This is a genomic window from Micrococcus sp. HSID17227 (assembly GCF_003989405.1).
Lineage (GTDB): Bacteria > Actinomycetota > Actinomycetes > Actinomycetales > Micrococcaceae > Micrococcus > Micrococcus luteus.
On the sequence record NZ_RBLN01000210.1, the window covers coordinates 1 to 3,762 of the forward strand.

The window sequence follows — 3,762 nt, forward strand, 5'->3', positions numbered from 1 at the left end:
CCGCTCGCGCCGACCGCCGTGGACCCGCCGACGGCGACCCCCACGGTCTCGTGGGCCGGAGCGGTGCGCACCTGCCCGCGCTGGGCCGCGAGGTCGGCCTCGAGGCGGCGGATGGTGGCCGAGGCGGTGGCCATGTCGATGGTGAACAGGATGAACGCCGCCGCGTACACGAGCGCGGCGATGAGCATGAAGAGGTCGCTGTACAGCGCCAGCTGCTCGTTCACGGGGGCCGTGGGGTTGAACACTGTCAGTCTCCTGATCGGGCGTCGGCGGGGCCGGCGGGGGTCTCGGGGGTGGTGGAGGTGGACTGGGGGGCGGCACCGGCCGCGGCGTCGTCGGCCGTCTCGGTGGCGGCGACGATGGGCCACCACTTCTCCATGGCGGCGCGCAGGGCCACGTGCTCCTCGTGGAGGCCGAACTCCTCGCCGCGGGCGAGCAGCGCGTACTCCACGCGGGTGCGGCCGTCGTCGTCGGTGCGGGCGCGCACCCACACGCGGCGGCGGCGGACGAACAGACTGATCGCCAGGCCGAGCAGGGCGGTGCCGGCGAACACGCCGACGCCCCACTTGCCCGGGTCGTAGTGGATGTCCAGGCCGACGTAGCGGCGGACGCCGTCGAAGCTGATGGAGCCCTTGCCCTCGGGCAGCTCGTACGTCTGGCCCGGGCTGAGCACGATGCCGCCGTTCTCGTTGGTGCGGCTGTTGAGCTCGGTGAGGGATGCGGTGTCCAGCACGTACACGTTCTGCGGGCGGCCGGTGTCCAGGCCGAGGTCCCCGTAGTACGAGTTCAGCTGCAGCTCCGGGTTGAGCAGCTCGGGGTCCGCGGAGAACGCGGCGCCTTCCTCGTCCTCCACCGCCGAGGGCAGGAAGAAGCCGACGAAGCCCAGCTGGTCCGGCCGCGCGTCGGGGACCTTGATGGTGGCCTGCGAGCCGTAGTTCTGGTCGAACACGCGGGTGACCACGGGGCCCTGGAAGGCCACGTCCCCGGCGCCGTCGCGGATGGTCACCACGGGCGCGTAGCCGTTGCCCACGAGGTAGACGCGCACGCCGTCGATGTCCAGCGGCTGGTTGACCTTGAGGATCTGGCGCTGGAGCTCGCCGCCGGAGCCCTCGCGGACGTCCATGACGGCGGTGTAGTCCAGCGGCTGGCCGTAGTGGGTCTCGGACTCGCGGTCGAACACGGCGTCGAAGGAGTCGAGGGTGAGGGAGAACGGCTGGAGGTCGTCCGCGCTGAAGTAGGTGCCGGGGGTGAAGGAGTCGTAGGCCACGAGGTTGTTGGCGAAGCCCTCGCCCTCCACGATGATCTTCTGCCCGCCGTACTTGGTCATGCCGCCGTAGGCCATGAACACGAGCACGCCGATCAGCGAGACGTGGAACAGGATGTTGCCGATCTCGCGCAGGTATCCGCGCTCGGCGCCCACGGACGCGCCGCCGGCCTCGGGGCGGTGCTCCACGCGGTAGCGGCGCTTGCGCAGCCACGCCTGGGCTCTGGCCACGGCCTCCTCGGGGCTCGGGCCGCCCTCCTCGAGGACGACGACGCCGGAGGCCGGCAGGCGCGTCAGGTTGCGGGGGGTGCGGGCCGGGGGCTGGCGCAGGGCCTTGGCGTGCTGGATGGCGCGCGGCCACACGCAGCCCACGAGGGAGACGAACAGCAGCAGGTAGATGGCCGAGAACCAGACGGAGTTGTAGACGTCGAAGAACTGCAGGGCGTCCAGGACGGGGCCCCACACGGGGTTGTCCTCGATCCACTGGTCCACGATCTCGGGGCCGGCACGGCGCTGGGGCACGAGGGAGCCGGGCACGGCGGCGACGGCGAGCAGGAGCAGCAGCATGAGCGCGGTGCTCATGCTGGTCAGCTGGGTCCAGATCCAGCGCAGGGTGCCCGCCAGGCCGAGGCGCGGCAGGGTGACGGGCTCGGAGCGCGTCCGGGCGGCCTTGGAGCTCACAGGGGCATCTCCCATTCGTTGGCGAACCACAGCTGCAGCTGCGTGGTCCAGGCGGTCCAGACGCCGGTGACCATGAGCAGGCCCAGCGCGATCAGCAGGGCGCCGCCGAGGCGCATGATCAGCACGCGGTGCCGGCGGAAGAACCCGAGGGCCCGCATGCCGCGCTCCATGCCGAGGGCCATGAGCACGAACGGCAGGCCCAGGCCGAGGCAGTAGAGGAAGGCGAGCAGGGCGCCGCGGCCCACGGAGCCGGAGCTGGCCGTGGACATGGCCAGGACGGCGGCCATGGTGGGGCCGATGCACGGCGCCCAGCCCAGGCCGAAGGTCATGCCCAGCAGGGGCGCGCCGACCAGGCCGGCGGCGGGCTTGAAGTGGACGCGGCGCTCCTGCTGAAGCCGGCCGCCGCCGCCGAGGAACACGAGGCCCATGAGCATCACGAGCACGCCGAGCACGGGGGTGACCCAGGCGCCGTCGCGCCGCAGCCAGACCATGGCCTGGGTGAACACCACGGTGATGCCCACGAACACCACGGCGAACCCGAGCACGAACAGCACGGAGCCGAGCACGAGGCGCCCGCGGCGGCGGCTGGTGAGCACGTCCCCGCCGAGGCCGGTGACGTACCCGAGGTAGCCGGGCACGAGCGGCAGCACGCACGGGGAGAGGAAGGAGATCAGGCCGGCCAGCACGGCGATCGGCGCGGCCAGCAGCAGGGAGCCGTCGAGGGCGATCTCGGCGAAGGGGTTGCTCTGCATGGACACGGCGGCCGGGTCAGGCCGCGGCCTCGTCCACCACGGTGGTGAGCAGGGCGCGCAGGGTGGACTCCTCCACGGCGCCGAGCACGCGGGCGGCCACGCGGCCCTCGACGTCCAGGACGAGGGTGGAGGGCACGGCCTGCGGGGGCACGTAGTCGGTCATGTTCAGGAGCACGTCCCCGCGGGCGTCCTCGATGGACGGGTAGGGGATCTCGAAGGTGCGCTCGAAGGCCTGCGCGGTGGTGACGGTGTCCCGGACGTTCACGCCGAGGAACCGCACCCCCTGCGGGGCGAACTGCTCGTGCAGGGAGACGAGGTGGGGGGCCTCGACGCGGCACGGCGCGCAGGCGGCGTACCAGAAGTTCAGCAGGGCGGGGGTGCCGCGCAGGCTCGCGCCGGTCACGGGGGTGCCGTCGAAGAGCTCGGCGGCGAACTCCACGGGGGCGCCGCGCTCGGCGGGGGCGATCTCCAGGACGGAGCCGTCGCCGGCGATGTAGTTCTTGCCGTCCGCGTTGCCCGCCTGCCGCGCGAGCGAGTCGTCACCGCCCGAGCAGGCCGCGAGCGCCGGCGCCAGGCTGGCGAGGGCGAGGCCGGTCAGCAGGGTGCGGCGGGACGGACGGGGCGGGGTGTGCATGGCGTGACTGCCCTCCAGGGGATGCGCGGCGCTGGATTCCGGGGACCTGGGGAGTCTACTGTCCGCCCCGCATTCTGACTGAACCCTGGACGTCACACCCCCACCCCGTGGGAGGCCGCGGCCGGCGTCGTCGACGCCGGCCGCCGTCGGGGCCTCAGGCGCCCGGCAGGGAGGAGGCGTCCTTGAGCAGGGCCTGGTTCGGTTCGTGGTACTCGACGCGCGGCACCCTGCGCCCTTCCTCGTACACGAGCGAGGTCACGGAGGTCAGCGAGCACTCACGCCGGCGCGGGTCGTGCCACAGCGGACGGCCCTCGACGGCCAGGCGCGTCACCCAGATCGGCAGCTGGTGCGAGACGAGCACGGACTCGGCGCCGGGCCCCTCGGCGGCCACGGCCTCGCCGCGGAGCCGGTCGACGACGGCCAGCATCCGG

The 3,762-nt window shown here is 73.0% G+C and carries 4 protein-coding genes and 1 pseudogene; all 5 read right to left on the reverse strand.

Translation table 11 applies throughout. The annotated features are described in order from the left end of the window. Window positions 1–245, reverse strand: a pseudogene (locus D8M29_RS09570) (c-type cytochrome biogenesis protein CcsB); the annotation flags it as partial. Window positions 246–247: 2 nt separating this feature from the next. Beyond that, window positions 248–1,945 (reverse strand): cytochrome c biogenesis protein ResB, encoded by a 1,698-nt coding sequence (locus D8M29_RS09575; protein ID WP_049147931.1) that lies wholly within the window; start codon window positions 1,943–1,945, stop codon window positions 248–250. Then, on the reverse strand, window positions 1,942–2,697 hold the full coding sequence (locus D8M29_RS09580) for a cytochrome c biogenesis CcdA family protein (RefSeq protein WP_036336893.1): 756 nt from the start codon (window positions 2,695–2,697) through the stop codon (window positions 1,942–1,944). Before D8M29_RS09580 ends, D8M29_RS09575 begins: the two co-directional genes overlap by 4 nt. Before the next feature lie 16 nt (window positions 2,698–2,713). Beyond that, a complete protein-coding gene (locus D8M29_RS09585) occupies window positions 2,714–3,331 on the reverse strand; it encodes a TlpA disulfide reductase family protein (RefSeq protein WP_036317264.1) in 618 nt (205 codons plus the stop codon). Between the two features lie 154 nt (window positions 3,332–3,485). Then, the coding region (locus tag D8M29_RS09590) for a histidine phosphatase family protein (protein ID WP_148111566.1) at window positions 3,486–3,762 on the reverse strand (277 nt) is incomplete at its 5' end.